This window comes from Lentzea sp. NPDC042327, from assembly GCF_040647275.1.
Classification (GTDB): domain Bacteria; phylum Actinomycetota; class Actinomycetes; order Mycobacteriales; family Pseudonocardiaceae; genus Lentzea.
Genome location: NZ_JBEZBX010000027.1, coordinates 1 through 24,150 on the forward strand (window position 1 = coordinate 1; position 24,150 = coordinate 24,150).

Annotated in this window: 32 protein-coding genes; 10 read left to right on the plus strand and 22 right to left on the minus strand. The window is 72.1% G+C overall.

Features of this window, described 5'->3' with window-relative positions:
* Positions 1-101: 101 nt before the first annotated feature.
* Genes AB0A63_RS38515 through AB0A63_RS38530 form a run of 4 tightly spaced genes read right to left on the minus strand, consistent with a single transcriptional unit; the run spans position 102 to position 3,237 of the window.
* Positions 102-992, minus strand: coding sequence for a class I SAM-dependent methyltransferase (locus tag AB0A63_RS38515; RefSeq protein WP_360401020.1), 891 nt, complete (start codon positions 990-992; stop codon positions 102-104).
* Positions 959-1,606, minus strand: coding sequence for an isochorismatase family cysteine hydrolase (locus tag AB0A63_RS38520; protein WP_360401023.1), 648 nt, complete (start codon positions 1,604-1,606; stop codon positions 959-961). The genes AB0A63_RS38515 and AB0A63_RS38520 overlap by 34 nt, the downstream gene beginning before the upstream one ends.
* Positions 1,603-2,679: an isocitrate/isopropylmalate family dehydrogenase gene (locus AB0A63_RS38525; RefSeq protein WP_360401026.1), complete on the minus strand. Its 1,077-nt coding sequence runs from the start codon at positions 2,677-2,679 to the stop codon at positions 1,603-1,605. The genes AB0A63_RS38520 and AB0A63_RS38525 overlap by 4 nt, the downstream gene beginning before the upstream one ends.
* A 27-nt stretch (positions 2,680-2,706) precedes the next feature.
* A complete protein-coding gene (locus AB0A63_RS38530) occupies positions 2,707-3,237 on the minus strand; it encodes an EF-hand domain-containing protein (protein WP_360401029.1) in 531 nt (176 codons plus the stop codon).
* Between the two features lie 345 nt (positions 3,238-3,582).
* On the opposite strand from AB0A63_RS38530, the gene AB0A63_RS38535 reads away from it, so the two are divergent.
* Positions 3,583-3,990, plus strand: coding sequence for a hypothetical protein (locus AB0A63_RS38535; protein WP_360401032.1), 408 nt, complete (start codon positions 3,583-3,585; stop codon positions 3,988-3,990).
* A 35-nt stretch (positions 3,991-4,025) separates the two neighbouring features.
* On the opposite strand, the gene AB0A63_RS38540 is transcribed toward AB0A63_RS38535, so the two are convergent.
* From AB0A63_RS38540 to AB0A63_RS38600, 13 genes are all read right to left on the minus strand, one after another.
* Positions 4,026-4,718 carry a SchA/CurD-like domain-containing protein gene (locus tag AB0A63_RS38540; protein WP_360401035.1) on the minus strand — a complete coding sequence of 231 codons (693 nt, stop codon included), beginning with the start codon at positions 4,716-4,718 and terminating at the stop codon, positions 4,026-4,028.
* Positions 4,715-6,268 carry an FAD-dependent monooxygenase gene (locus AB0A63_RS38545; RefSeq protein ID WP_360401038.1) on the minus strand — a complete coding sequence of 518 codons (1,554 nt, stop codon included), beginning with the start codon at positions 6,266-6,268 and terminating at the stop codon, positions 4,715-4,717. The genes AB0A63_RS38540 and AB0A63_RS38545 overlap by 4 nt, the downstream gene beginning before the upstream one ends.
* Positions 6,261-6,590, minus strand: coding sequence for a TcmI family type II polyketide cyclase (locus AB0A63_RS38550; protein ID WP_360401041.1), 330 nt, complete (start codon positions 6,588-6,590; stop codon positions 6,261-6,263). Before AB0A63_RS38550 ends, AB0A63_RS38545 begins: the two co-directional genes overlap by 8 nt.
* Entirely contained in the window at positions 6,575-7,033 is a 459-nt protein-coding gene (locus AB0A63_RS38555) for an SRPBCC family protein (protein ID WP_360401044.1), read from the minus strand. Before AB0A63_RS38555 ends, AB0A63_RS38550 begins: the two co-directional genes overlap by 16 nt.
* 2 nt (positions 7,034-7,035) lie before the next feature.
* On the minus strand, positions 7,036-7,278 hold the full coding sequence (locus AB0A63_RS38560) for an acyl carrier protein (RefSeq protein ID WP_360401047.1): 243 nt from the start codon (positions 7,276-7,278) through the stop codon (positions 7,036-7,038).
* Position 7,279: 1 nt separating this feature from the next.
* Complete coding sequence (locus tag AB0A63_RS38565; RefSeq protein WP_360401050.1) at positions 7,280-8,536, minus strand: beta-ketoacyl synthase N-terminal-like domain-containing protein; 1,257 nt, start codon at positions 8,534-8,536, stop codon at positions 7,280-7,282.
* Positions 8,533-9,789: a beta-ketoacyl-[acyl-carrier-protein] synthase family protein gene (locus AB0A63_RS38570; RefSeq protein ID WP_360401053.1), complete on the minus strand. Its 1,257-nt coding sequence runs from the start codon at positions 9,787-9,789 to the stop codon at positions 8,533-8,535. Before AB0A63_RS38570 ends, AB0A63_RS38565 begins: the two co-directional genes overlap by 4 nt.
* Positions 9,786-10,175, minus strand: coding sequence for a cupin domain-containing protein (locus tag AB0A63_RS38575; protein ID WP_360401056.1), 390 nt, complete (start codon positions 10,173-10,175; stop codon positions 9,786-9,788). The genes AB0A63_RS38570 and AB0A63_RS38575 overlap by 4 nt, the downstream gene beginning before the upstream one ends.
* Positions 10,172-10,780, minus strand: a complete 609-nt coding sequence (locus AB0A63_RS38580; protein WP_360401059.1) for a SchA/CurD-like domain-containing protein — start codon at positions 10,778-10,780, stop codon at positions 10,172-10,174. The genes AB0A63_RS38575 and AB0A63_RS38580 overlap by 4 nt, the downstream gene beginning before the upstream one ends.
* Complete coding sequence (locus tag AB0A63_RS38585) at positions 10,777-11,151, minus strand: antibiotic biosynthesis monooxygenase family protein (protein WP_360401062.1); 375 nt, start codon at positions 11,149-11,151, stop codon at positions 10,777-10,779. Before AB0A63_RS38585 ends, AB0A63_RS38580 begins: the two co-directional genes overlap by 4 nt.
* Positions 11,152-11,290: 139 nt before the next feature.
* The gene (locus AB0A63_RS38590) at positions 11,291-11,581 is read right to left on the minus strand and encodes a hypothetical protein (RefSeq protein WP_360401065.1); all 291 of its coding nucleotides are present in this window, start codon (positions 11,579-11,581) and stop codon (positions 11,291-11,293) included.
* A 77-nt stretch (positions 11,582-11,658) separates the two neighbouring features.
* Positions 11,659-11,808 carry a hypothetical protein gene (locus tag AB0A63_RS38595; RefSeq protein ID WP_360401068.1) on the minus strand — a complete coding sequence of 50 codons (150 nt, stop codon included), beginning with the start codon at positions 11,806-11,808 and terminating at the stop codon, positions 11,659-11,661.
* 205 nt (positions 11,809-12,013) lie between these two features.
* Entirely contained in the window at positions 12,014-12,559 is a 546-nt protein-coding gene (locus AB0A63_RS38600; RefSeq protein WP_360401071.1) for a helix-turn-helix domain-containing protein, read from the minus strand.
* Positions 12,560-12,601: 42 nt separating this feature from the next.
* Here AB0A63_RS38600 and AB0A63_RS38605 point away from each other — a divergent pair, with 42 nt between their 5' ends.
* Genes AB0A63_RS38605 through AB0A63_RS38620 form a run of 4 tightly spaced genes read left to right on the plus strand, consistent with a single transcriptional unit; the run spans position 12,602 to position 15,536 of the window.
* A complete protein-coding gene (locus AB0A63_RS38605; protein ID WP_360401074.1) occupies positions 12,602-13,381 on the plus strand; it encodes an SGNH/GDSL hydrolase family protein in 780 nt (259 codons plus the stop codon).
* A gap of 44 nt (positions 13,382-13,425) precedes the next feature.
* On the plus strand, positions 13,426-13,602 hold the full coding sequence (locus tag AB0A63_RS38610; protein ID WP_360401077.1) for a hypothetical protein: 177 nt from the start codon (positions 13,426-13,428) through the stop codon (positions 13,600-13,602).
* 3 nt (positions 13,603-13,605) lie between these two features.
* Positions 13,606-13,938 (plus strand): metalloregulator ArsR/SmtB family transcription factor, encoded by a 333-nt coding sequence (locus AB0A63_RS38615; RefSeq protein ID WP_360401080.1) that lies wholly within the window; start codon positions 13,606-13,608, stop codon positions 13,936-13,938.
* Positions 13,935-15,536 (plus strand): SulP family inorganic anion transporter, encoded by a 1,602-nt coding sequence (locus AB0A63_RS38620; RefSeq protein WP_360401083.1) that lies wholly within the window; start codon positions 13,935-13,937, stop codon positions 15,534-15,536. The genes AB0A63_RS38615 and AB0A63_RS38620 overlap by 4 nt, the downstream gene beginning before the upstream one ends.
* On the opposite strand, the gene AB0A63_RS38625 is transcribed toward AB0A63_RS38620, so the two are convergent.
* Positions 15,525-16,319 (minus strand): SDR family NAD(P)-dependent oxidoreductase, encoded by a 795-nt coding sequence (locus AB0A63_RS38625; RefSeq protein ID WP_360401086.1) that lies wholly within the window; start codon positions 16,317-16,319, stop codon positions 15,525-15,527. The two genes, AB0A63_RS38620 and AB0A63_RS38625, sit on opposite strands and share 12 nt — an antisense overlap.
* Before the next feature lie 177 nt (positions 16,320-16,496).
* Between AB0A63_RS38625 and AB0A63_RS38630 the strand changes: the two genes are divergently transcribed.
* Positions 16,497-17,339 carry an RICIN domain-containing protein gene (locus AB0A63_RS38630; protein ID WP_360401089.1) on the plus strand — a complete coding sequence of 281 codons (843 nt, stop codon included), beginning with the start codon at positions 16,497-16,499 and terminating at the stop codon, positions 17,337-17,339.
* Here AB0A63_RS38630 and AB0A63_RS38635 read toward each other — a convergent pair.
* From AB0A63_RS38635 to AB0A63_RS38645, 3 genes are all read right to left on the minus strand, one after another.
* Positions 17,329-17,691 (minus strand): hypothetical protein, encoded by a 363-nt coding sequence (locus AB0A63_RS38635; RefSeq protein ID WP_360401092.1) that lies wholly within the window; start codon positions 17,689-17,691, stop codon positions 17,329-17,331. The two genes, AB0A63_RS38630 and AB0A63_RS38635, sit on opposite strands and share 11 nt — an antisense overlap.
* Positions 17,692-17,807: 116 nt before the next feature.
* Positions 17,808-18,374, minus strand: coding sequence for a dihydrofolate reductase family protein (locus AB0A63_RS38640; RefSeq protein WP_360401095.1), 567 nt, complete (start codon positions 18,372-18,374; stop codon positions 17,808-17,810).
* A gap of 79 nt (positions 18,375-18,453) precedes the next feature.
* Entirely contained in the window at positions 18,454-19,395 is a 942-nt protein-coding gene (locus tag AB0A63_RS38645) for an alpha/beta hydrolase (RefSeq protein WP_360401098.1), read from the minus strand.
* Positions 19,396-19,458: 63 nt separating this feature from the next.
* On the opposite strand from AB0A63_RS38645, the gene AB0A63_RS38650 reads away from it, so the two are divergent.
* The 4 genes from AB0A63_RS38650 (at position 19,459) to AB0A63_RS38665 (ending at position 23,725) form a co-directional block, all read left to right on the plus strand.
* On the plus strand, positions 19,459-20,403 hold the full coding sequence (locus AB0A63_RS38650; protein ID WP_360401101.1) for a WYL domain-containing protein: 945 nt from the start codon (positions 19,459-19,461) through the stop codon (positions 20,401-20,403).
* A 55-nt stretch (positions 20,404-20,458) separates the two neighbouring features.
* Positions 20,459-21,016, plus strand: a complete 558-nt coding sequence (locus AB0A63_RS38655; RefSeq protein WP_360401104.1) for an SMI1/KNR4 family protein — start codon at positions 20,459-20,461, stop codon at positions 21,014-21,016.
* A gap of 266 nt (positions 21,017-21,282) precedes the next feature.
* Positions 21,283-22,545, plus strand: coding sequence for an FAD-dependent oxidoreductase (locus tag AB0A63_RS38660; RefSeq protein ID WP_360401107.1), 1,263 nt, complete (start codon positions 21,283-21,285; stop codon positions 22,543-22,545).
* Positions 22,535-23,725 carry an MFS transporter gene (locus tag AB0A63_RS38665; RefSeq protein ID WP_360401110.1) on the plus strand — a complete coding sequence of 397 codons (1,191 nt, stop codon included), beginning with the start codon at positions 22,535-22,537 and terminating at the stop codon, positions 23,723-23,725. Before AB0A63_RS38660 ends, AB0A63_RS38665 begins: the two co-directional genes overlap by 11 nt.
* Here the strand turns inward: AB0A63_RS38665 and AB0A63_RS38670 are convergent.
* Positions 23,722-24,123: an arsenate reductase ArsC gene (locus AB0A63_RS38670; protein ID WP_360401113.1), complete on the minus strand. Its 402-nt coding sequence runs from the start codon at positions 24,121-24,123 to the stop codon at positions 23,722-23,724. The genes AB0A63_RS38665 and AB0A63_RS38670 overlap by 4 nt on opposite strands.
* Positions 24,124-24,150 lie beyond the last annotated feature (27 nt).

The window sequence follows — 24,150 nt, forward strand, 5'->3', positions numbered from 1 at the left end:
CCCTCGTTCGGCACCTACCAAGGCCACGAATACATGATCTACGAAGCAGGAGACCGGCTCGCGGGCAACATCGCCATCGCACGAGCGCTCTGACGGCTTCGTCAGAGCCGGGCCGCGAACACCCACCGGTTGCTCGCCAGCGCGTCGTCGGGCTCCGGTCGCGGGCCGCGCCCGAACTCCGCGGTGAAGTCGAACGGGGTCGTCACCCGCGTGACCCAGCCCCTGTTCGCGAGATCACCGGCGGAGTCCGGGCGCGGTTCGGCGTCGAACAGCCTGAGCAGGTCGACGCCGATCCGCTGCCTCGCCGCCGAGTACACGGCGCTGGAGCGGACCTCCGGCCGTTCCACGCCGAGCTTGACCTCGAACGCCATCGAGCTGCCCCGCGCGCTCAGCTCGTCGACGACGTCGATCACGCGCCGTTCCGCGTCGCCGGGCAGGTAGAGCAGCAGGCCCTCGGCGAGCCAGACGCTCGGCGCGGCGGGATCGAACCCCGCGTCGCGCAACGACGTCTTCCAGTCGTCGCGCAGGTCGACCGCGATCGGCACCCGGTGTGCGCGTGACCTCGCACCGAGGTCGTCGAGCACGTTCTGCTTGAAGCGCAGCACCGGGTCCTGGTCGAGCTCGAACACCACGCAGCGCCGCGGCCAGCCCAGCCGGAAGGCCCGCGTGTCGAGACCGGCGCCCAGCAGCACCACCTGCCGTGCCCCGGTCTGCGCCGACCGCAGCACGAAGTCGTCGAGCACCCTCGTCCGCAGGCCGAAGTACCGCCCGAGCCTGCCCCACAACGGGTCGTCGTCGCCGTCCGGGACCGCGTCGAGGCGCAGCGGCCAGTCCTCGCAGGTGCCGGCCGCGCGCACGAAGTGCTCGGCGTACTCGTCACGTGCGAGCGAGTCCGGCCGGTGGGTCTCGATGGCACGGGCCGCGGCGACCATGAGGGCGGTGCGCGCGACCCCGTGCTCTACGGTCTGGCTGCCGTGTCCGGTACCCGGCACCTGTCCTGCCTCTCCTGGTCGTGCCGCACCGGCGCCGACCACACGTCCGGGTCGGCCAGCGTCGTCAGCCGGGCGCCGTAGACGGTGGCCATGAACCGCTGGACCGTGTCGTCGGGCAGGTGCAGGCTCGTCGTGCAGTCGGTCAGCACGCTCACGTGGAAACCGTGCTGGAACGCCGTTCGCGCCGTGGTGTCCACGCAGACGTCGGCGTACAGGCCCGCGAACACCAGGTGCTCGACGCCCGTCCGGCGCAGGTGCTCCTCGAACCCGTCGCTGAGGAACGCGTCGAACCGCGCCTGCTTGGTGAACACGCGTTCTCCCGGCAACGGCCGCACCCGGTGGAACTCGGCTCCCCACGTGCCCTCCAGGCACTTGGGACTCTTGCCGAGCACCAGGTCGCGCCGCCGCCAGCTCGGGCCCTGGTGCTCGACGTCGCCGTGGAACCGCACGAACAGCACCTCCACCGCCCGGTTCCTCGCCACGGCGACGGCACGGGCGGCGTTGCCGGCCACCGCGTCCAGCGCGGCGGGGTCGCCCCGGTACCGGGCGGCGACGGCAGGGCCGGTGCAGAAGTCGTTCTGCAGGTCGATGACGACGAGCGCCGTCGTGCTCACGCTTCGCCCGCCGGCACCGGTGCCGCGTGCCGGCCGCGATGACCCGGCTCCCGCAGCAGTTCGAGCACCGCGGCCACCACCTCGCCGGTCGAGTTCCGCCCGCCGAGGTCCGGGGTGCGCACACCCTGGTTCGCCACGGCGGTGAGAGCGCTTTCCGCACGCGCGATCGCACCGGTGGCCCCGGCATGCCGCTCCGCGATCGCCGCTGCCGCGCGGATCGTCGCCGTCGGGTTGACGATGCCCAGGCCCTCCAGGTCGTCGGCAGAGCCGTGCACCGTCTGGTACTCCACCAGGTTCTGCACGTCGGGGTGCAGGTGGAGGTTCTCGGTGCAGCGGTTCTCCTGGCGCTCGCGGCCCAGCCGGTCGAGCAGGACGACGTGCATGACGTCGGCCCACTCGTTGGACCCGATGACGACGCTGCGGGCGGGCAGTCCGTGCTCGATGATGTTGCGGTTGACCGTGTCCGGCTGCGCCAGCCGCAGGTCCACGCCGTGCCGCGCACCGATGTCGGCCACCCACTCGCCCAGCGCTCCGTCGAGCAGGTGGAACTTGTAGGCCATCACGACCTGCCCCAGCGGTTCACCCGGCCAGTACCGCCTGGCCTGCCGCAGCGCGGCGAGGACGACCTTCTCAGTGATCTCCCTGCTGAAGACCGTGGTGCGGCGCACGACGCCGGGCTCGTGGTGGTTCTCGCCGGTGTAGAAGCCCTGGGCCTGGTCGCGGACCAGGAGCAGCGAGGTGTCCCGGCCGGCGATGAGGTCGACCTTCACCGCCTGCAGCCGTTCGCGGACCAGGTACAGCGACTGCGCGTTGATCGCGGTGCGGAAGACCGCGGTCGTGCCCGCGCGTGCCTGTTCGCGGCAGAACTGCTCGTAGTGGTCGGCGTCCTGCCCGGTCAGCAGCCCGACCTCCGCGACCCCGCTCGCCTCCGCCTTGAGGGAGAAGTACGAGTGGTAGAGCCTGGGGGAGCGGACGATGCGGACGTCCCCGAACGTGGTCACGACCCGTTCGAAGACGTCAGCGAGCTCAGGACCGGTGCCGCGGCCGACGGCGAGCCCGATGGTGGGGACCAAGGCGTTCCTCTCCTGCTCGTCGGCCGGTCAGACCCTGCTGGTGACCAGGTGGTCGCCGGGGATGCCGGTCTTCGCGGGGCTGTAGTAGTCCTTGATCCCGGCGACCCAGGTCGACACGGTGATCTCGTCGTCCGGCGTGGGCCCGAAGGCGTCGAACAGCGCGTGGATCGCGTCCTGCTCGAACCCGATCGCGGTCATGAGCGCCAGGAAGACGGGCCGTTCGATGAGCCCGTCGCCGTCCGGGTCGCCCAGGTCGGCGAGCGCCTCGGCGAACTCGCTGATCGTGTGGTCGAACCGCTCCGGCGCCAGCACGCAGGCCGTGAACTCCTCGAAGGTGATCGTGCCGTCGCGGTCGGCGTCCAGCTCGGTGACCAGGGTCTCCCAGTAGCGCTCGAACGCTTCGCGCATCGCGCTCTTGGCCGCCTGGCCTGACTGCGGTGCCGCCGCCACGACGTCGTCCGCCATGATCTCGAAGTCCTCGGCCTGGAGGTGGCCGTCCCCGTTGCGGTCGAAGAGGCTGAAGACGACCGCGACGCGGTCGAGGGCGTTGCTCTGCATTGCTGGACCACTCTTTCCGGGTGAACGTGATCAGGAACCGTGGCGACCGTAGCCCGGAGAAGGCACGCGACTGACCGGTCATGACCACAAAGTGTGAATTTCGGCTGGAGCCGTCTGAATCCCCCGGATGTGGGTGTTGCTCCCGGGTCGCGGCACATCTGGAGCGCATGGTCGTCGTCGGAGGCGCACTGCCGGGTTCTTCCGTTACTGCGAACGATTCGCCTCGCCGCGGTCGTTCTCCCGATCGGGGGGGCGGCCTGCGACGCACCGTGCAGGCGTAGACCGGCGCCCTTCGGGGTAGAGGAGGTCAAGTTGCGGACAACCCCACCAGTGAAGGGCACACCGATGAGCGACAAGAACGTTCCCGCCGACGCGGCCGAGCAGGCCGGCGCGGTCCGCGAGAAGGCGACCGCCGTGGCCGCTCAGGTGAGTGAGAAGGCGACCGTCATCGCGGGTCAGGTCGGTGAGAAGGCCGGTGCGGTCGCCGAGCAGGTGAGCGGCAAGGCCGGTGCGGTCGCCGAGCAGGTGAGCGGCAAGGCGAGCGCCGTCGCGGGTCAGGTCGGCGAGAAGGTCGGCGTCGTGACCACGCAGGTCGGCGTCACCGCCATCGAGGCGGTCGAGGCGCTGCCCGAGCCCGTGCGGCAGCGGGTCGAGCAGGGTGTCCGGCAGGCCCGGCAGCACCCGGCGGTGGTCGCGGCCGGTGCGGCGGCGCTCGTGCTGGTGCTGTGGAAGCTGCTGCGGCGGGGGCGGTGAACCGCCACTGACACCGAGGCGGAGTTCGGATGGGCTCACCGCCGGGTGCTGCCGGCGGTCACCGCCGCATCGACCGCGAGGTCGGTCACCAGGGTCATCGGCCGTGCCAGCCGCGCGAACGGCGCGACGAGGCCGACCAGCGGCACCGGTGGTGCCTCGTCGTCCGACTCGATCAGGTGCACCACCAGGTCGCGCCGCCGGAACACGGTGGTGCCACCTGAGGCGACGGTGATGCCGGCGAGCCGCCGGGCCAGTTCGCCGGCGTGCCCCGGCAGCGACTCGTACAGGACCGCCCTGCGCGGCAGCCGGCCGGTGCGGCCGTTGCCGGACGCCACCCGCATCACGGCGGTCGCCACGAACCAGCGGAGCCTCGCCTCGTCGGTCGCGTCGCGGTCGTGGACCAGGTGCGGCCGCAGCCGCTGCTCCAGCGCCTGGATGCGGGGTTGCCCCGCCAGGTGCTGGACGGCCTCCGAGGGCGGGCAGGTGATGTCCACGACCCGCACCACGACACGCCCCGCCATGAAGACCGAGGTGCGCTCCAGCGGCGCCCACCCGGTCTCCGGTCCGCGTTCGGGAAGGGCTGTGCACCGGGAGAGGAGCTCGGCCACGACCTCCTCCGACCCGGCCCGCACCGGGAACATCAACGCGTAGCGGTCCACGGTCCGGCTCCCCGTCATGGTGACCGCCGGGAAGCCGCCGCAATGGCCGCTGAGGAGCCGCTCGTTCATCGGAACAGCACCTGGTCGACCACGGCCGACAGGACGCCGGGACGGGGTGCGGTCGTACTGCGCCACGCGATGAACCCGTCCGGGCGGATCAGGACGGCGCCGTCGTCGGTGATGCCGCAGCGGCGGGCGAGGTCGCCGGTGGGGTCGAGCAGGGTGTCGCCGATGCGGTGGTGTTCGACCCCGGCACCGGAGGAGGTCGCGTCCGGCTGCCAGCCGGCGCCCGTGACGAGCACCAGGCCGCGTCCCATCAGGTCGACTGTGGACAGTGCGGTGCCGTTGTGCTCCAGGGGAACGTGCGGTGCGCGGCAGCCCGGCGCGGCGGTGGGGTGGTCGGGGTCCTCCACCGGGTGCGGAGCGGGGGTGTCGTCCGCGACGAGAGCGCCTTCGGGGTAGGTGTAGCCGAACATCGTCGCCCGTTGGCGGATGGCGCTCTCGCGCGCGTCTCCCGGTTTGCCGTTGACCAGGCCGTACCGCTCGACGGTCAGCGCCGTGGTGTGCCGGGCCACGGGGAGGCGTTCGGTCTCATAGGTGGCCGGCAGTCCCGGGCCGGCCACGCCGCGGTGGTGCAGGCCGATCTTCCACGCCAGGTTGAAGGCGTCCTGGACAGCGGTGGCCACGCCGAAGGTGCCGACGGGCGGCATGGCGTGAGCGGCGTCGCCTGCGATGAACGCCCGGCCGACGCGCATGCGGTGGGCGACCTGGCCGGAGATCTCCCACGGCGTCTCGGACACGTGGTCGATGACGATCGGCAGGTCGCCGACGCCGATGGCCGTGCGCAGCAGGTGAACGCACCGCTCCTCGGTGAAGTCGGCGACGTCGTCACCCGGACGCAGGGAGACGGCGAACCGCCACCGCTTCGCGCCGTCGATGGACGTGAGGAACCCGTGCACGGCGGGGTTGCGCACGGTCAGCGCCACGATCTTGCGCCCGTCCAGCGGCTCGCGGAGGTCGGCGTCGAAGTAGATGTTGACCTTGCGTGCCAGGAGGTCCGAGCTGTCCTGCCCGACGCCGAGCATGCGGCGGACGGGACTGTGCGCGCCGTCCGCCACGACGAGGTGATCGGCGCGCACACGTTCTTCCCGCCCGGTGCGGTGGTCGCGCACCACCGCGACGACACCGTCGGGCCCGTTGTCCACCGCCACCACCTCCTGGTGGTAGCGCACGTCCGCGCCGGTCTCGACGGCGTGTGCGCGCAGCAGTGGTTCGAGCTGGTTCTGGTCGATCGCGGCCCACCGGCAGGGGCTCAGCGAGTCGGGGCCGGTGTCGAGGCGGTTGGGCAGCCGCAGCAGTTCCGGGCCCGCCACGGCCTCGGCATGGGCGACGACGGTGTGGTCGGCGATCGGTGACCGCACCTGCCCGATGGCCTCCTCCAGGCCCACGGCCCGGTAGAGCTCCATCGTGCGCGGGTTGAGCGCACGGGCCCTGGGATCGGTCGACGGTTCGGGGTGGCGCTCCACCAGCACGGTCGGCACGCCGTACCAGGAGAGGAACACGGCGGCGGACAGGCCGGTCACGCCGCCGCCCGCGATCAGCACGGGAACGTCAGACATGGCGCTCCCACCGGTAGAACTCCTGCGCCATCGCGTCCTTGGGCTCACGCCACGTGTCGGGGTCGTAGGCGGAGACGAACGGGCTCAGCTCCTCGCTGATCCGCCGGAAGCGGGGGTCGTCGCGATGCGCGCTCACCGCCTCGGGCAACGGGCGGTCGCTCTCCACCAGGTGCAGGTAGAGCTCGCCGAACCGGAACAGGCTGCGCCCTCGCACGCCGAGCGCGGTGGGCAGGCCGGAGTGGTCGTCGGAGCCGGCGAACACGGCGGCGACCTCGTCCGCGGCCTCGGGCACCATGCGGGCGACGATCAGTGTGCGGTGCACGCGACCTCCTCGACCTTCCGCTTGATCAGGGACATCTGGACGCGGCTGTTGGCGTTGATGCGCTTGGTCATCGCGGCGTCGTCCACGGGGGCGTCGGGTTTCATCGCGAAGTCCTGCACCCAGCGCATGCGCACGCCCGTGTCCAGCTGTTCGTAGGTCCAGCGGATGTGCATCCGCTCGAACGGCCCGGTCTCGACGCGCCGGGCGGTGACCGTCCTGGTGGCCCGGTCCGCGACGCGCTCGGACACCCAGCTCCACACCCGGCCTGCCTCGTCCGGGTGCATGGTGAGGCGGAACAGCACGCGGTCACCGTCGCGTTCGAGCACCTCGGCCGAGGCGTACTCGCTGAACAGCTCCGGCCAGTGCTCGACGTCGTTGGTGCGTTCCCACACCAGCTCCATCGGCGCGTCGATGACGATCTCGTTCTCGGTGTGCCCGCTCATCCTCAGGCCCTCCCCGGCAGCAGGGCCAGCAGTTCGCGCGGCGACTGGTGCGTCAGCAGCTCGGCGTCCTTGGACACGCCGTGGTCGCGTTGCAGCTCGGCCAGCACGCCCATCACGCCCAGGGAGTCCACGCCGAGGTCGTCGAAGGTGCGGCCGGGGTCCGTGACCTGCTCGCTCGTCACGGGAACCCCGGTGCACCGGCTGATCAGCGCTGCCAGGTCGTCGGGGGAAAGTCGGGTGTCCACGTCACACACCTCCGATGGTCGGTGATTCCGGGTGGCGCAGCACGAGCGCCGAGTTCCCGCCGTACACGCCGCGGGACAGCACCAGGACGGTGCACAGGTCGACCGGACGTGCGGCGCCGGTGACCAGGTCGAGGTCGAACCGGCAGTCGCGCACGCCGGGGGTGGGCGGCACGAGGCCGTGTTCGAGGGCCAGCACCGCGGCGGCGACGTCGAGCACGGCCGCTGCGGCGTAGCAGCGCCCGTACCCGGCTTTGGGCGCGGTCACCGGCACCCGGTTCGCGCGCTCGCCCAGCAGCAGGTGCAGCGCCTCGGCTTCGGCGGCGTCGGCACACGGGTCGGCCATCGCGTCGAGGAACACCGCGTCCACGTCGTCGGGGGTCAGCCCCGCCTCGGCCAGCGCGCCCGTGGCGGCACGCAGCAGTCCCTGCGCCGACCGGTCGAACCGCCGCCGGCCGGTGTAGGTCGCGCCGTGCCCCGCCACCACCGCTTTCACGGTGGCGCCCCGCTGGTGCGCGGCGCCGGCGTCCTCCACGACGAGGATGGCGCCGCCCTCGGCCGGTGCGAACCCGCCGGCCCGCTCGGTGAACGGCTGGTAGGCCGCTGCCGGGTCACCGGACGTGCTGAGCAGCCCCAGCCCGAGCTGGCAGCACATCGCGTACGGGCAGAACGGGGCTTCCGCGCCGCCGACGAGCATGGCCCGCGCGCCTCGGCGCAGCTCACCGCCGGCAGCGGCGAGGACGTCCAGGCCGCCCGCCTCGTCGGCGACCAGCACCCCGGACGGGCCGCGCAGGCCGTTGCCGATGGAGACCTGACCGGAGCACGCGGCGTAGAACCAGGCGATCGACTGGTAGGGGCCCACGTGCGCGGGACCGTTCCGCCACAGCCGTTCGATCTCCCGCTGGCCGAACTCCACACCGCCGCTGTAGCTGGCCGTCATCACGCCGAACTCGAAGGGGTCCACCTCCGCCGGGTGCAGCGCGGCGTCGCGCAGCGCCAGGTCGGCGGCGGCGAGGGCGAAGTGGGTGAACCGGTCGGTCTGCACGGTGATCCGCGGGTCGACCCACCCGGCCGGTTCGAACCCGGTCACCTCGCCCGCCACGGTGACCGGGTAGGGGTTGGGCTCGAACCGCCCGATCGGTGCCAGCGCCAGCTGCCCGTCCCGCACGGCGGCCCAGAACTCGCCGACCCCGAGTCCGTTCGGGGCGATCACACCGAGACCGGTCACGACGGGCGCCGGACCGGTGGTCGCGGGGCTCACGGCCGTCCCGCTCTCGTCAGCACCACCGCGGACTGGAACCCGCCGAAGCCGCTGCCGACCGACAGCACCACGTCCAGCCGGCGTTCCCTGGCGGTGTGCGGCACGTAGTCCAGGTCGCACTCGGGGTCCGGCGTGTCCAGGTTGGCGGTCGGCGGGACCACGCCGTGGACGAGGGCCAGCGCGCAGGCGGCCAGCTCGATGGAGCCGATCGCGCCCAGCGAGTGGCCGATCATCGACTTGATCGAGCTGACCGGCACCTGGTGCGCGCGCTCGCCCAGCAGCCGGTGGAACGCGGCGGTCTCGTGCCGGTCGTTCTGCCGGGTGCCGGAGCCGTGCGCGTTGATGTAGCCGATCTCCTCTGACGCCACCCCGGCGTGGTACAGCGCGCGCCGCGCGGCCTCGGCCATCTCGACGCCCTCCGTCGTCAGGCCGGTCATGTGGTGGGCGTTGCTGCGGGTGGCGAACCCCTCGACCTGCGCCAGCACCTCCGCGCCCCGGCGGCGGGCGTGGCCGAGCTCCTCCAGCACCAGCACCGCCGCGCCCTCACCGAGCACGAACCCGTCCCGGTCGCGGTCGAACGGGCGGGCCGCGTGCGCGGGGTCGTCGTTGCGCGTCGAGGTCGCGCGGATCGCGTCGAAACACGCCACCGTGATCGGTGAGATGGGGGATTCCGAAGCTCCCGCCACCACCACGTCGGCCCGGCCGTCCTCGATGAGGCGGGCGCCGTGGCCCACCGCGTCCAGCCCGGCCGTGCACCCGGTCGACACCGTCCGCACCGGCCCGCAGGCGCCGACCCGGTCGGCGACCTCCGCGGCCAGCGCGGCGGGGGACAGGGCGCAGTGCAGGAACGGCGAGGCCGCGCCCGCGTCGACCACCCACTGCTGCCCGCGGCGCGAGGTGGCCACGTAGTCCTGCTCCAGCAGCGTCGTGCCGCCCACGGCGGACCCCATGCACACACCCAGCCGCCACGGGTCGGTGACGGGCACCTGTGCCTGTCGCCACGCCTCGTCGGCGGCAACGGCGGCGAACTGGACGTAGCGGTCCATCCGGGCGATCTCCGCGGCGGTCAGGCCCGCGTGCACCGGGTCGAAGTCGCACTCGGCGGCGATCCTCGACCGGAACTCCTCCGCGGCGAACAGGGTGATCGGCCGGGTGGTGGTGCGCCCGGACGTGATCAGCTCCCAGAAGGCCTTCGTCCCGATGCCGCCCGGTGCCACCACCCCCAGGCCGGTGACCGCCACCCGGCGCGTCACGACTCGTGCTCCGTGTCCACGTGCCCCAGCTCCGGCCGGGGCGCCAACGGGGACAGCTGGAACACCACGCGGGCCGGCGACGTCCCGGGGTTGCGGAGGCGGTGCCGCACCCCGATCGGCACCAGGATCGCCTGGTCCGTGCGCACCTCGTGCGGCACGTCGTCCAGGTCCAGCACCACAGAACCCTCGACGACGTAGAGGAACTCCTCGGAGTACGGGTGGTAGTGCTCGTTCACCTGTTCGCCCGGCCCGACCAGCACGACACCCATGAACCCGGAGGTGGCACCGACCGTCGCAGGGCCGAGCAGGACGCGGATGTCGCCGCCGCGGCGGGTGTTGGGCGCGGCGTCGTCCTGGCTGACCGCGCGGTGGAGCTGGCCGGTCATGCCACCGCCCCCACCACGCGGTCGGTCACCAGCGACATCGGGCAGGCCTGGTGCACCAGCGGCGCCAGCCTGTCGGCGAGCGGCACGACAGGCATGCCGTTCGAGGACTCCACGAGGTGCACGACCATGTCCCTTCGTAGGAAAACCGTTGTGCCGCAGTCAGAATCCGACCCCGCGGAGGCGAGCAGCCGAGCCACCTCACCGGCCCGGCCCGGCAACGCCCGGTAGAACGCCGCCGCACGGGGCAGGTGACCGGGACTGCCGTCGCGGGAGGCGACCAGGCGCATGACCGAGCCGGCCAGGAAACGCCGCCTGCCGTCGTCGTCGGACAGGTCGCGGTCCTGCACCAGGTGTGGCCGCAACCGCTGTTCCACGGCCTGGATCTGCGGCTGCACGGCCAAGTGCCGGATCGCCTCCCCCGGCGGGCAGGTGATGTCCACGACCCGCACCACCACCGGCCCGACCATGAAGACCGACGTGCGGCTCAGCAGCGGGCGCGCGGCCTGCGGCCGGCCGGGCGGGGGTCCGGCGTAACCGGCCAGGATCTCGGCCACCGCCGCCTCCGACTCCGGGCGCACCGGGAACGTCAACGCATAGCGGTTCACGACTTCGCCTCCAGCAGTTGTCGTACGGCTTCGGTGCCCTGCGCGGTGGTCAGGCGGACGTGGTAGCGCGAGGACTCCCGCGTCGTCGCGCACGCGACCAGCGGGGCCGCCAGCCGCCGGTGGTCGGCGCCGCGCTCCCACGCGTGGAAGTGCGCGGCGCTCGACCACTCGCTGGTGATCATCCAGTCCTCCGGGTCGTCCTCGGACTGGCACAGCTGGTCGCCGAGGTAGCCCTCCACTTGCGACACCTGGAACCTGATCCCCCGGTAGGCGTCGAGGAAGCGGTCCTGCTCCGCTTCCGGGACCCGCAGGCGGAAGACCACCCGCAGCCGGTCGCGTTCGGATGTCTGGTGCTCCGCCGTCGACACCATCTCGTCTCCTCAGTGTGCACAGGATGAACGGGCAACCGCGTAGTCACCGAGCGTTGATCTGCCTGCGCCCGCCAGCAAGCCGGGGTCGGGCGTCAGGCAGAAGATCCACCCGATCGAGAGGACAAACCTCGGGATTCGGTCAGGAAGCCAGGTCCGGCTCGGAGGCGATCCGGCAGGCGTGCGAGGCCACCTCGCGCTCCACGCCCTCGGCGCGCAGCATCCGGAGGCACGTCCTGACGTCTTCCCTCTTGCCCGTCTTCGCGATCTTGCACGCCTTGAGCACGTTGCTGGTCGCCTCGTGCCCGTTCTCCATCACGTGGTCGATGCAGATGCCGGGGTCGGCCTGGGCGGGCGGCCCGATGAACGAGAACAAAGCCGTGGCGGTGAACACCATGCCGGTCAGACCGGCCGCTCGGGACAAACGCGACATCGGGTCGTCCTCTCCTGATCGCGCCGAACACGGCGCTGCGCCGACACCCGGCCGGGCGCCGGTCGCCATCGAGTACCTCAGGACGCGTCCGACAAGCCGATCCGGCCGGCCCAGCCCTCGATCGAGCGCAACGCCGCCCGTTCGAGGGAGGACGCTCTTCGCGGCGTGCGCGGCGGGTTGATCACCACCGCGTTCGGCAGCCCGATCGAGCACGGAATCCACTGCACGGGTGGGGGTTGCCGACGACGGCGGGAACCACTGTCCCAAGAGGATCGAGTGCCAGAGGATGAGCGACAGCACCGCGAGGTGCATAAGGTCCGGTCGCTGCGAAGGACCACCGGGGTGGGGCCGTGCTGGAACGTTTTCCCGCCACCGCAAGGGTTGCCGCAGCGCGGCTGAACGAGCACGCCCCGAGCACCGGGACCCCGTCGCTCAGGACGAGGGTGCGGGCTGTGCGCCGGGACCGGGCTGGGCCCGGATGTCCCCGATGTCGCCGACCTGGTGCCCCTCACCGCAGCGGATCTCGGTGCCGACCGGTGCGCCGCAGTCGCGGTGGGTCAGCACGACCGTGGGCCCGTCCGGGCTGGGCAGCCAGCGGTCGGCCCAGGTGAGCAGGCTGATGATCGCCGCGGCCAGGTCTCGCCCCTTGCCGGTGAGCCGGTACTCGTGCCGGCCGCGGGAGCCGGCGTCGTGGTAGGCGACCTTGGTCAGGATGTCCTGGGCGGTCAGCTCCCGCAGCCGGGCCGACAGCACGCCGCGGGTCATGCCGGTGTGGCGCAGGAAGTCGTCGAAGCGGCGGGTGCCGTAGAACGCCTCCCGCACGATCTGCCCTGCGCTGCGCGGCACGAGCACGTCCAGGGCGCGTTGCACGGAGTCCGGGTCGAGCCGCCACGCCTCGCGGTCCCACCGCAGCTCGCGCGCGTCGTCGGCGGACTGCGCCTGCTGTGCGGCGGTGGCACCGGTCTGGTCGGGCTGCATGCGCGCACTCTGTCACAGGCGGCGTGCGCTACCTTGCTGAGTATGGTCAACAGTACTCAGCCCGTGCGGCGGTTCGTGGCGCTGGGCGACAGCCTCACCGAGGGAGTGGGCGACCCCCGCCCGGACGGGAGCCTGCGGGGCTGGGCGGACGTCCTGGCCGGCGAGCTCGACCACGCCTGGCCCGGCCTGCGGTACGACAACCTCGCCGTGCGCGGGTGGTGCGCGCGGCACGTGCTGGAACACCAGGTGGAGCCGGCGCTGCGGCTGAAGCCCGACCTGGTCAGCGTCATGGTCGGCGCCAACGACGCGTTCGACCGGACCGGCTTCGACAGCACGGCGGTCGGCCGCGCGCTGTCCGACACCGTGGCCGCCCTGCGCGACGGTGGCGCCCGCGTGATCATGGCGACCCTGCCAGACATCACCCGCCGCTGGCCGGGACCCGCGAACCTGCACCAGGCGATGCGCTCGCGGTTCCGGCACGTCAACGACCTCGTGCGCACGATCGCGGACCAGCACGACGCGATCATGCACGACCTGTGGCACGACGAGCGCACCTACGCGCCGCGCATGTGGTCCATCGACCGCGTCCACCCCGGCACCCACGGCCACGCGGGCATCGCCCACACCTTCGCCGAGCTCCTCGTCGGCCGCGCCCGCACGCCCTGGCTCCCCGCCGGACCACCGGTCAGCGCGGCACAGCGGCTGGCCGAGGTCCGTTCGCTGTACGCCATCGTCCGGTCCGACTTCCGCCGCAGCCTGCCCAGTCAGCTCCCACGCGGCCGGTGGGACGCGATCGGCCCGGGCCACTTGACGGGACCGTAGACTGTTGAATTGAAGAATTCTTCAAGTCGACAGGTCGTGGGCCGGTGAACGAGTTCGAGGACAACCTGCTCCTGCGCGTCGAGCAGGCGCAGAGCGCGGTGCGCAGGGCGGTGGAGCAGCAGGACGAGTACGCCGCCGAGATGCACGCGGCAGATCTGGCCAACCTGCGGCGCCTGGCCGCCGAGCACGGTGTGGCGGTCGACGCGCCGCGGGAGGGATGAGCGATGCCCGTTCCGCTGTACCAGGCGAAGGCGGAGTTCTTCCGCATGCTCGGCCACCCGGTGCGCATCCGGGTGTTGGAACTCCTCCAGGACGGTCCCCAGGCCGTGCGCGACCTGCTGGCCGAGATCGAGGTGGAGCCGTCCAACCTGTCCGCCCAGCTGGCCGTGCTGCGCAGGTCCGGCATCGTCACGGCGACGCGTGAGGGTTCGACCGTGGTGTACGCGCTCGCCGGTGCCGACGTGGCCGATCTGATGAAGGCCGCGCGGCGGATCCTGACCGAGCTGCTGGTGGGGCAGAACGAGCTGCTGGAGCAGCTGCGCGAGAACTCCGCGTGAGAACCTTCCTGCCCGCCAAGGCGGACTGGTCGGCCGCGGCACCTCGGGATCTCGTCGCGGGGTTGACGGTCGCGGTGGTGGCGTTGCCGCTGGCGCTGGGGTTCGGCGTGGCGTCGGGGCTGGGTGCGGCCGCGGGGCTGGCGACGGCCGTCGTCGCGGGGGCGCTGGCGGCCGTGTTCGGCGGGTCGAGCCTGCAGGTCTCCGGTCCCACCGGTGCGATGACGGTGGTGCTGGTGCCGATCGTGGCGGAGTTCGGTCCGGGCGGGGTGCTGACCGTCGGGCTGATGGCGGGGGTGTTGCTGCTCGTGCTGGCGGCGGCCAGGGCCGGGCGGTACATGCGGTACGTGCCGGCTCCGGTGGTCGAGGGCTTCACCATCGGCATCGCGGCGGTGATCGCGCTGCAACAGGTGCCCGCCGCTCTGGGTGTTCAGGCCGGGGGCGGGCACAACGTCGTGGTCGGCGCCGTGCGCGCGTTCGGCTCCGGGCCGTCCTGGCCCGCCGCCGCGTTGGCCGGGGGAGTGGCCGTGGTCATGCTCCTCGGCGCACGGTGGAAGCCGGCGATCCCGTTCTCGCTCCTGGCGGTCGCGCTGGGCACGGTGGTCGCGGAGCTGTGGTCCCTGCCCGTGGCGCGGATCGGTGCGCTACCGGCGTTCCTGCCAGCACCTTCACTGTCCTTTGTGGATGTGACGGCGCTGTGGTCGCTGCTGCCGTCGGCGGTGGCCGTAGCGGCGCTGGCCGCGTTGGAGAGCCTGCTGTCCGCGACGGTCGCCGACGGCATGAGCGTGAACCAGCGGCACGACCCGGACCGCGAGCTGTTCGGCCAGGGCATCGCGAACGTCGTCGCACCCGTCTTCGGTGGCGTGCCGGCCACCGCGGCCATCGCGCGAACGGCGGTCAACGTCCGGTCCGGTGCCGGCTCACGACTGGCGGCCCTCGTGCACGCCGTGACGCTCGCCGTGATCATGCTGGCGGCCGCTCCCATGGTCGGGCGGGTGCCGCTGGCCGTGCTGGCGGGCGTGCTGATCGCCACCGCGGTGCGCATGGTCGAGGTCGGCTCGGTGCGGGTGCTGATGCGCGCCAACCGGTCCGACGCCGTCGTGCTCGCCCTCACGGCGGTCGCGACGCTGGTCCTCGACCTCGTCACCGCCGTGATCCTGGGCCTGGTCGTCGCCGGTGCCCTCGCGTTGCGCGCCGTCGCCCGGTCGGTCCGGGTCGACGAGGAACCGCTCGAACCCGGCGACCACGCCGAGGAGGAGCACGCCCTGCTCGCCGAGCACATCGTCGCCTACCGGCTCGACGGGCCGCTGTTCTTCGCCGCCGCGCACCGGTTCCTGCTGGAGCTGACCGAGATCGCCGAGGTCTCGGTAGTGGTGCTGCGCCTGTCCCACGTGTCCACGATGGACGGAACGGGTGCGCTGGTGCTGCGCGACGCCGTGGAGCGGCTGGAACGCCGGGGCATCACGGTGTTGCTGTCCGGAGTGCGGGAGGAGCACCGCCGGCAGCTCGAAACCCACGGGGTGCGCATGTTCGCGACCACTCCCGAGGCCATCGAGCACGCGCGTGGCCTGCTGCACGGCAACGGAACGCTACCGAGCTGACCTCCGCTGGTTCCGGCGTCCCTGCGCCACCATGAGCGGGATCGCGCGCAGCCCGAACCGCGGGAAGACGTCACCGAACCGGGCCAGCGCCCCACGCCACTTCGGAACGGTGACGACCGGCCGCGGCCTGTCGAGCACACGGGCCACAGCGGCGGCGATGTCGGCGGGCTGCAACAGCGTGCCGGAGAACGACAACGCCGCCGACGGGTCGTCCAGCTTGTCGTAGAGCATCGGCGTCCAGATGCCGTCCGGGCAGATGCACGAGATGTCGACGTCCCGCACGCCCGCCATCCGCAGGTCGGCGAGGGTGCTGAGGCTGAAGCCAATGGCCGCGTGCTTGGAGGCCGCGTACACCGCCTCGCCCGCGACGGCCGTGATGCCCGCCAGCGACACGATGTTCACGACGTGCCCGCCACCGTGACCGCGCATGGCCTCGATGGCGGCCACGGTTCCGTTGATGGTCCCGAGGGTGTTGACCTCGATCATCAGCCTGCGGGTGGCGGCGTCCTGCTCCCACGCCGGCCCGGTCACCAGCACTCCCGCGTTGTTGACCCACACGTCGAGCCGGCCCGCGCGGGCCACGATGTCGTCGCGCGCCGCTTCCACCGCCTCGTGGTCGCGCACGTCGAGCACCCGTGCCGCGGCACCGATCTCGGCGGCCGTCGCGGTCGCGGTGGCCTCGTCGACATCGGTCACCAGCACCGTGTAGCCGCGTTGCACCAGCATCTTCGCCACGAGCTTGCCCACGCCGCGCCCGGCACCGGTGACGACCGCGCCCCTCATCGCAGACCCGCCGGGGTCTTCTCCCTGATCATCGAGTCGTACCGGTCCAGCACCGCCATCGCTCACTCCCACCCGGTTCGGTTCACGCCACCGTAGGCGGTGAGCGGTGGAGCAGGGACCCTGAACCGTTCGGGCTAAAGATCGGCATTCGACGGGCTTGCGGCACTCTGCGGTGACGTGGCCATCACTCCTCCTGACCCGGACGACATCACCAGCGCGGCGGACTTCGTGGCCGGCCTGCGCCGCCTGCGGCAGTGGTCGGGGTACACGTTCCGCCAGCTGGAAGGCAAGGCCGCGGCGGTCGGCGACGTGCTGCCGTCGAGCACCACCGCGACGGCGCTCAACCGCTCCTCCCTGCCCCGCGAACAGCTGGTGTCCGCATTCGTCCGCGCCTGCGGTCTCGACGACGACGCCGTGCGGAAGTGGCTCGACGCCCGTCAGCGCCTCGCGACGGGCATCGAGCCACCTCCCCCTGTTCCCACTCCTCGCAAACGGCGCAGGTTCGTGGTGCCGCTGGCGATCGGGTTCGTGGTGGTGATCGCCGCGACGGCCACCTTCCTGCTGTGGCCGACGGGTCCGCGCAACGGCCGCTCCCTGTTGAAGGTCGGCGACCTGTGCGTGGGCGAGGGCCGCGAGCGCAACGGCCGGACGGACCGCGAGCTGGCGGTGCTGCGCCCGTGCGAGGGCGTCGTGCCCGAGACGTCGCTGACCGAGGTCGCACCGGACACGTTCCAGATCGAGTGGTTCCACCCCAGGCACGGCGTGGGCTGCCTGGGCGTGGACGACGCGAAGCTGGAGGCGGAGGCGCTGGTGTCACCGCACAACTGCACGGGCGCGGCACACCAGCGCTTCCTGTTCGAGGCCGACGACGACGGCGGCGGCTACCGCCTCCGGCCCGTGCACAGCGGTCTGTGCATCGGGGTGCTGGGCGGCCCGTCGGACCTCGTCGCCGGCTCCGAGCTCGCCCAGCAACACTGCTCCGGCGAGGAGGACCAGCGGTTCACGCTGGTCAGCACCTGACCGCGGACCCGCCGCCCACGAGGTTCTCGTCCCACACCCAGCCGGCCACCGGCTGGTCGACGACGCGCACCCAGGTCCAGGTGTTGCCCGCGCTGTTCGTGACGTAGCAGTGGTAGTGCAGGTTGACCGTGTTGTCGACGTACCCGTCGATGCTGCAGCCCGAGTAGGGGCCGGCGGACCGGATCGGGATGCTCGACTTGGCCGCACGGCCTCGGTTGAAGGTGTCCTTCGCCGAGTGCGAGTGCTGGCTGCACGCCAGCGCGCCGACGTCGGACGCGGAAGCCGAAACCGGGATCGCGACACCACCGGCGGCGAGCGCCGCGATGGCGAACAAAGCCTTGAACGAAGCCATGACCAACCTTCCGTGAGTCGAACCGAACGGCCTCAACCCTCGGACCGGAAGATCGGTCGGCACAACGGAAACGCCTGTTCGGAACAGTTCCGAACAGGCGTTCCCGGCCGGGGCCGCTACCTGACGACCCGGTACCGCAGGTGGTCGACGGCGGGGGAGTGGTGCGTCTCGACGCGTTCGAGCCTGATCGCGGAGCCGAGCGCGCCGAACAGCGGTGTGCCGCCGCCGACGAGCAACGGGACCACGTGCACGAAGATCTCGTCGACCAGTCCGAGCGGCAGCGCCTGCTGCATCACCGTGGCGCCGTGCAGACCGACCCACCGGTCGCCGGCCGCCTCCTGGGCCTGCTCGATCGCGCTCGCCACGCCGTCGGTGACGAAGGTGTAGCCGGGGTGCTCCCCCGCCGGCGCGGTGTGGGTCACCACGAAGCTCCGACAGCCGGGGGCCGGGCCGCCGGGACCCCACGCGTCCACGGTCTTGTCGAACGACGTGCGGCCCATCACCACGGCGCCGCAGAGGGCGACCGCCTCCTCGAGGTACCGGCGGTCCGCGTCGGCCGGGTCCTCGAACAGCCAGTCGTGCAGGCTGCCGGCACCGTCGCCGAACGGGTTGTCGCGACTGGCACCGGGACCGGTGACGTAGCCGTCGAGCGAGATCGACATGTCGCAGATGACGAGTCCCATGGTTCGTGTCCTTCCGCCTCAACCGTGCTCTCGCGGACACGTCGAACGGGCGGAGGTCTTTTCGACAGCCCGAGGACGTTCAGGAACCCCGCCGCTCCAGCCAGTCCAGGATCGCCGCCGTGGTCTCCTCCGGCTTCTCCTGCTGGATCCAGTGGCCGGAGTCGAGGCTGACCACCTCCGCACCGGGCACGAAGTCGGTCAGGTTCTCCAACCTCGCGACCGCGTCCCGATCGCCGTAGATCATGAGCGCCGGCTGGTGGACGACCGGGTCGGCCTCTCCCAGCAGATGCCAGTCGCGGTCGAGGTTGCGGTACCAGTTGACGCTGCCGGTGAAGCCCGTCGACTCGAACGCGGCCACGTAGACGGCCAGCTCGTCGTCGCTCAGCAGCGGCTCGCCGAGCGGCGTCTCCTGCCGGGCGAGGTCGATCAGCGCCATGCCCGGCCTCGGCGCCCTGGGCGGCTCGTTCTTGCGGTAGAGGTTGCGCAGGAACCGGTGCGTGTTCGCGTCGAACACGGCGTCCGCCACGCCCGGCTGCCGGGTGAAGTGGACGAAGTAGAAGTCGGGCCCGAGCACCTCCTCCACGACCTCGACCCACGGCCGGTCGCCGCGCACCTGGTAGGGCAGGCTGAGGCCGACCACCCCGTTCACCCGCTTCGGGTGCAGCAGGGCCAGCCCCCAGACGACGAACGAGCCCCAGTCGTGCCCGACGAACGTGGCGTCCTCGTAGCCGAAGTGGTCGAGGAGCGCGACGAGGTCACCCGTCAGGTGCGCGATGTCGTAGTCCGCCACCCCCGCAGGCCGTGACGAGCGGCCGTACCCCCGCTGGTTCGGGACGATGACGTGGTACCCGGCTTCGGCGAGGGCGGGCATCTGGTGGCGCCACGAGAAGGCGTGCTCCGGCCAGCCGTGGCAGAGCACGATCGGCTTGCCCGCGTTGTGCCGGCCTGCTTCGAAGACTTCGAGCTCCACGCCGTTGACCGGGATCAGGGTGGGCTCGGGGAACGCGGTCGGTGAGGTCATGCGGCGATCCTGCTGACCGAAACCGGTCATCCCGTGACCGCTTTCCGTGGAAATCTGTCCGGCGTGCGAACCGACCGGCTGGTGGCCGTCCTCCTGCTGCTGCAACGCCGTGGGCAGGTGACCGCAGCGGAGGTCGCGCGCGAGCTGGAGGTCTCCGAACGCACCGCCCGCCGCGACCTCGACGCCCTGGCCGTGGCCGGCATACCCCTGTACTCCACGCAGGGCCGTGGCGGCGGCTGGCGCCTGGTGGGCGGCGCCCGCACCGACCTGTCCGGCCTGACCGCGGGGGAGGCCCGCGCCCTGTTCCTGGTCGCCGGGCCGGCCTCGGTCGCGACCCCGGCCGTGAAGACAGCCCTGCGCAAGCTCGTGCACGCCCTGCCGGAACCGTTCCGCGTGCAGGCCGAGGCGGCGGCGTCGTCGGTGGTCGTGGACCCGCGGCACTGGGGGTCGGGCTCGTTCCCGCCACCACCTCGTTCCCTCGACGCGCTCCAGGACGCGGTGATCCGCGGCCTCCAGGTGCGCCTCGGTTACGTCGACCGCGAGCAGGCGCCGACCGAACGGACCGTCCACCCGCTGGGCATCGTCGCCAAAGGACAGTCGTGGTACCTCGTCGCCCACACCGAGGCCGGTCGGCGGACCTTCCGGGTCGATCGGGTGACGTCGGTCGACGTGACCGGCGAACCCGCGCACCGACCGGCGGACTTCGACCTCGCCGAGAGCTGGCGCGAGATCGCCGACGAGGTCGATCGCAAGCGGGCACCCCTGGAGGTGCGGGCGGTGTGCGTGCCTGGTGCGGTGGGCGTGCTCCGGATCGCCTTCGGTGGCCGGCTGGAGGTGGGAGGGGCTGCCGCGGACGGACGGGTGGAGGTCGTGATCCGCGGACGGGACGAGCACGTGGTGGCCGGTGAGCTCGCGGGGCTGGTCGAGTGGGTGGAGGTGACCGGTCCCGCGGGCGTGCGGGAGCACCTGGCGGGGATCGGCAGGGCGCTGGTGTCGCGGTACGGGTGAGCGGTGAGATCCGGTCGGTGCACGCGCCGGACGACCACAGGTCAGACTTGCCGGTATGAACGAGACCGTCCAGGAGTTCACGCGGCTGCGAGCCGCCATCGAGGGGCACCTGCCCGACACCGCGCCGTTCCGGCCCGGCGCAACCCAGGACGACCTGGACCGGCTCGCCGCCGCGACCGGCCTCGTGCTGCCGGAGGAGCTGTGCGCGCTGCTGCGGGCCTCGGACGGTCAGGACGACCCCGACCAGCTGTACGGCTCGATCAACTACCTCCACTTCCTGCCCGTGGACGAGATCATCGAGATGCACCGGATGCTGACCGAGGTCGTAGAGGACATGGCCACGCCTCTTGAGCAGCCCGCCCACTACCGGTGGACCGTGTGGTCGCGGTCTTGGCTGCCGTTCCTCGCGTTCCAGGGCGACTGCTACCTGCTGGACCTGGAGCCCGGTGAGCTGGGGACGGTGGGGCAGGTCGTGTTCCGGCCGAACGTTCCCGACCTGGGGGAGCCGATCGCGCCGTCGCTGACGGCGTTCCTCGCGCGTGCCGCTGATCTGATCGAGAGCGGTCGGGCCCGTATGGAGGAGAGCACGCTCGTCCTTGCCGACCTGTACTGACGTTGGTCGGCGTGCGCTCGCCAGACCGACCACGTCGGGCTGCACGACCACTGCGCACCACGTGACCGTTGCGCTGGGTTGAGGACGATCCCGCCCGGCAGGAACGACAGGGTCGCGTTCTCGACTCGGTCGGACAGCAGCCGGCGTGTCGCGTCCGCACGGCGGGCAACGTCCAATGCGACCATCGACGCCGATCGATGATTGCTTCCATCGAAGACGATCGATAGAGTCTTGCTTCGAAACTCTTCGATGCAAGGAGTCGTGCAGTGAGCGATCACCCGGTCGTCGTCGTAGGCGCCGGCCCCACGGGCCTGGCCGCGGCAGCACATCTGGTCCAGCGGGGCGAGCACGTCCTCGTGCTGGAAGCGGGCGACCGGGCAGGAGCGTCGGTGTCGCAGTGGAACCACGTCCGCCTGTTCTCACGCTGGGACGAGCTGATCGACCCCGCTGCCGAAAAGCTGCTCACCGCAACAGGATGGGTACGCCCGCAGACCGGCACCTGCCCGACCGGCGCGGACTGGGTCGACCTGTACCTCGCACCGCTCGCCGAGGCGCTCGGCGACCGCGTCCGGTTCGGTGCGCGCGTGGTCGGTGTCGCACGGCGTGGCCGGGACCGGGTGGTGGACGCGGGCCGGCAAACCGAGCCCTTGACGGTGCACGTCCACAGCGAGTCCGGTGAGGAGCGCATCGCGGCACGAGCGGTGATCGACGCATCCGGCACGTGGAACTCGCCCAACCCCCTGGGCGGCGACGGCCTGCCGGCCAAAGGGGAGAAGGCAGCGCGGATCAGCTACCGGACACCGGACCTCGCGGCGCAGCGCGATCGGTACGCGGGAAAGCGGATCGCGGTCGCCGGAAGCGGCCACTCGGCGCTCACCGCTCTCGTCGCACTCGCGGAACCGGAGTTGGGTGCGACGATCGTGTGGCTGTTGCGCCGGGGCTCGGTCGGCACGACGTTCGGTGGCGGAGAAGCCGACCAACTGCCGGCTCGTGGTGCCCTGGGACTGAAGGCGCAGAAGGCGGTGGACGCCGGTCGCGTCGAGATCGTCACCGGGTTCCGCACCGCCGCGGTCGAGCGCGAAGACGACGGCAGGCTGACGCTGGAGTCGTTCGACGGACGAAAGGTCGGCGGCCTCGACGAGGTCGTGGCGCTGACCGGGTTCCGGCCGGACCTGTCGTGGCTGTCGGAGGTCCGGCTCGACCTCGACCCGGTGCTGCAGGCGCCGACGGGGCTGGCGCCGCTGATCGACCCGAACGTGCACTCGTGCGGCACGGTCTACCCACATGGTGAAAGCGAGTTGCGGCACCCCGAGCCGGGCGTTTACCTGGTGGGCATGAAGAGCTACGGCCGTGCGCCGACCTTCCTCGCGCTGACCGGCTACGAGCAGGTGCGTTCGGTGGTCGCGCGGATCGCGGGGGACCACGAGGCCGCCGGGCGGGTCGAGCTCGTGTTGCCGGAGACCGGGGTGTGCGGTGGTGCGGGTGTGTTCGACGCTCCCGCCGGAGAGTGCAGCGGCCTTGTCGGCTGACACCACGACGGCGCGGCCCGGCGTCGACCGCGGGGTGCGGCGCGTGCTGGTCGTGCTGTGCACGACCGAGATCATCAGCTGGGGCGTGCTCTACTACGCGTTCCCGGTCCTGCTGCCCACGATCAGCGCGCGCACCGGGTGGTCGCTCGCGGCGATCACGGCCGGGTTCTCCGCCAGCCAGGTCGTGGCGGGTCTGGTCGGCATCCCGGTCGGCAGGCTGCTCGACCGGCACGGGCCGCGCGCCATCATGACCACCGGTTCCGCCCTCGCCGTGGTCGCGCTCGTCGCGCTGGCCAGTGCGCGTTCGCCGGTGTGGTTCTCCGCCGCGTGGCTGCTGACCGGCGTTGCCATGGCCGGGGTGTTCTACGCGCCCGCGTTCGCCGCGCTGACCCGCTGGTACGGAACGCGCCGGGTCACGGCGCTGACCGCGGTGACGTTGGTCGGCGGGCTGGCCAGCACGGTGTTCGCGCCGCTGACGGCCGTGCTGAACGACCGCCTGGACTGGCGTGGCACCTACCTCGTGCTGGCCGGAATCCTCGCCGTCACAACGGTTCCACTGCACTTCCTGGGTTTGCGGCTGCCGTGGCCCGCGGTCGAGCACGAAACCGTCCACACCCCGTCGGTGGTGGCGCGCAGCAGGCCGTTCCTGGTGCTCGTGGTCGCGATGAGCCTGGCCGCGTTCAGCGTGTACGCCGTCGTGATCAACCTCGTGCCGCTGCTCACCGACCGCGGCATGACGACGACCGCGGCCGCTGTCGCGCTCGGGCTGGGCGGGATCGGCCAGGTGCTCGGCAGGCTCGGGTACGGCAGGTTGTCCGCGCGGACGTCGGTGCGCGTGCGGACCTTGCTGGTGCTGCTGGTCAGCGCGGCGGTGACGGTGGCGCTGGGCGTGGTGCCCGGACCGGCTCTGCTGCTGGTCGCCGGGTCGGTGCTCGCCGGCGTCACGCGCGGGATCTTCACGCTGGTGCAGGCGACCGCGATCACGGACCGGTGGGGTGCTGTCCACTACGGACGGTTGAACGGCCTGCTGACCGCGCCGGTGATGCTCACGTCGGCGGTCGCACCGTGGGCGGGCAGTGCGCTGGCGGCGTGGCTGGGTGGTTACGCGGCCGTGTTCGTCGTGCTGGGGGTGGTCGGGGTGCTGGCGGCCGCGTTGTCGACCGCCAGCGTGCCGCGTTAGCCGAGCAGTTCGGCGAGCAGGGCGCGCACCCGCCGGTCGATGTCGTCGCGGATCGGCCGCACCGCGTCGACGCCCCGGCCAGCGGGGTCGTCGAGCTGCCAGTCCAGGTAGCGCTTGCCGGGGAACACCGGGCAGGTGTCACCGCACCCCATCGTGATCACCACGTCGGACGCCTCGACGTCCTCGGTCGTGAGCTTCGAGGGCACCTCGGCGGTGATGTCCAGCCCCCATTCGGCCAGCGCCGCGGCGGCGGCCGGGTTGACCTCCTCCGCCGGCGCCGACCCGGCGGAGCGCACCGCGATGCGGCCCATGCCGTGGTGTTGCAACAGCGCGGCGGCCATCTGTGAGCGGCCGGCGTTGTGCACGCAGACGAACAGCACCTCGGGGGTGTGGGACACGGCGCTCTCCTCGGACCGGAGTTTGTC